Source organism: Actinomadura sp. NPDC048394 (genome assembly GCF_040651755.1).
Lineage (GTDB): Bacteria > Actinomycetota > Actinomycetes > Streptosporangiales > Streptosporangiaceae > Spirillospora > Spirillospora montaniterrae.
In genome coordinates this window covers 1-1,683 of record NZ_JBEZJL010000184.1, presented here as the reverse complement: position 1 = coordinate 1,683, position 1,683 = coordinate 1, and the positions used below count along the sequence as shown (strand labels likewise).

General features: G+C 74.6%; 1 protein-coding gene. It reads right to left on the bottom strand.

The window, feature by feature from the left end; all coding sequences use genetic code 11:
* Positions 1-90: 90 nt before the first annotated feature.
* Positions 91-1,272 (bottom strand): acyl-CoA dehydrogenase family protein, encoded by a 1,182-nt coding sequence (locus tag AB0C78_RS50745; RefSeq protein WP_360763049.1) that lies wholly within the window; start codon positions 1,270-1,272, stop codon positions 91-93.
* Between the last annotated feature and the right edge of the window lie 411 nt (positions 1,273-1,683).

Here is a 1,683-nt window from a genome sequence, read left to right as displayed (position 1 = left end):
CCCACCCCGACGGCGCCTCCCCCGGTAGACACGCTTGGGGCGCCGCGGCCTTGGGGCGCCCCCGGCGGGCGCCCCACCGCGAGCCGGCGGTCAGTAGGAGCGCGGGAGGCCGAGCTCGTGCTGGGCTATGTGGGCCAGGACGAGCTCCTCGGCGACCGGGATGTTCTTGGCGATGCGGGCGTCGCGGAACATCCGGGCGACCGGGTACTCCAGCGAGTACGCCATGCCGCCGTGGGTCTGGAAGGCGCGGTCGGCGGCCTGCCAGGCGGCGTCGGCCGCGGTGAGCTTGGCGATGTTGGCCTCCGAGCCGCAGGGGCGGCCCTGGTCCCACAGCCACGCCGCCTTGTAGGTCATCAGCCGGGCCAGCTCCAGCTGCGCCTTGATCCGGGCGAGCGGGAACGCGATGCCCTGGTTCGACCCGATCGGCTTGCCGAAGGGCGCGCGGTCGGTGGCGTAGTCGCAGGCGATCTTCAGCACCAGGCCGCCGGACCCGACGCCGCCCGCGGCGGCGAGGATCCGCTCGGGGTTGAGGATGTCCCACAGGACGGCGAAGCCCTGGTCCACCTCCCCGAGGACGTGGTCGGCGGGGACGCGCACACCGTCCAGGAACACCATGCTGGACGCGACGGTGTTGGTGCCGAGCTTCGGGATCGGCCGGTAGGTGAGCGTGCCGTCGGCGACGGCACGCTTGACGTCCACCAGCAGGACGGTGAAGCCGTTCGTGCGCGGCTTCGCTTCGGCCGCCGGGATCGTCCGCGTGACGAGCACCAGGTAGTCGGCGCGCTCCACCCCGGAGATCCAGATCTTCTGGCCGTTCACCACGAAGCCGTCGCCGTCCCCCCGGGCCTGCGTGGAGATGTTCATCGCGTTGCTGCCCGCGTCCGGCTCGGTGATCGCGAAGCAGGTCTCGATCTCGCCCGCCGCGATCCGCGGCAGGAACGCGCGCTTCTGCTCCTCGGTGCCGTGCCGGGCGATGGTCAGCCCGCCGAACGCCGGGGTGAGCAGGTACATGAACGACGCGGCGCCGCCCGCGCCGCCCTCGGCGAGCGCCTCCAGCGCCACCGCCAGCTCCAGCAGGCCCTGGCCCGCGCCGCCGTGCTCCTCGGGGATCGCCAGGCTGTGCCAGCCGCCCTGGACCAGCTCCCGCCAGACCTCCTCCGGCCACCGCTTGTCGGCGTCGCAGCGGCTCCAGTACTCCTGGTCGTACTTCCCGGCGATCGCCAGCACGCCCTCGCGCACCGCGGCCGCGTTCTCCGGCAGATCGAAGTCCACCCGCGCCTCCCTCGACTCTCGTGCGGGGCTCCACCGTAGCCGATCCAGTAAGTGAACACTGACGCAGGTCCCCGCCGCCGCTGACGCAGGTCCCTGCCGCCGTCGACGCGGATCCCGCCGTCATTGAAGCGGCGATCTCCGGGTAGTCAACGGCGGTCGGGGACTTCGTGACGGCAGGAGGTGCACGGGATGCGGCCAGGCGACAGGTGGACGCTGGCGGGCGCGCGGTGGAGCCGCAGCGGCGGGGACGGCGCGTTCACGGTGACCGACCCGGCGACCGGCGAACCGGTGGGGGAGGTGCCCGTCGGCACGGCCGTGGACGTGGGGGGCGGGGGGGGGGGGGCGCCCCCCGCGCGGGCCGGGGGGGGCCCGGCCCCCCCCCCCCCGCCGCGGGCGGCCCCGCCGCCCCGC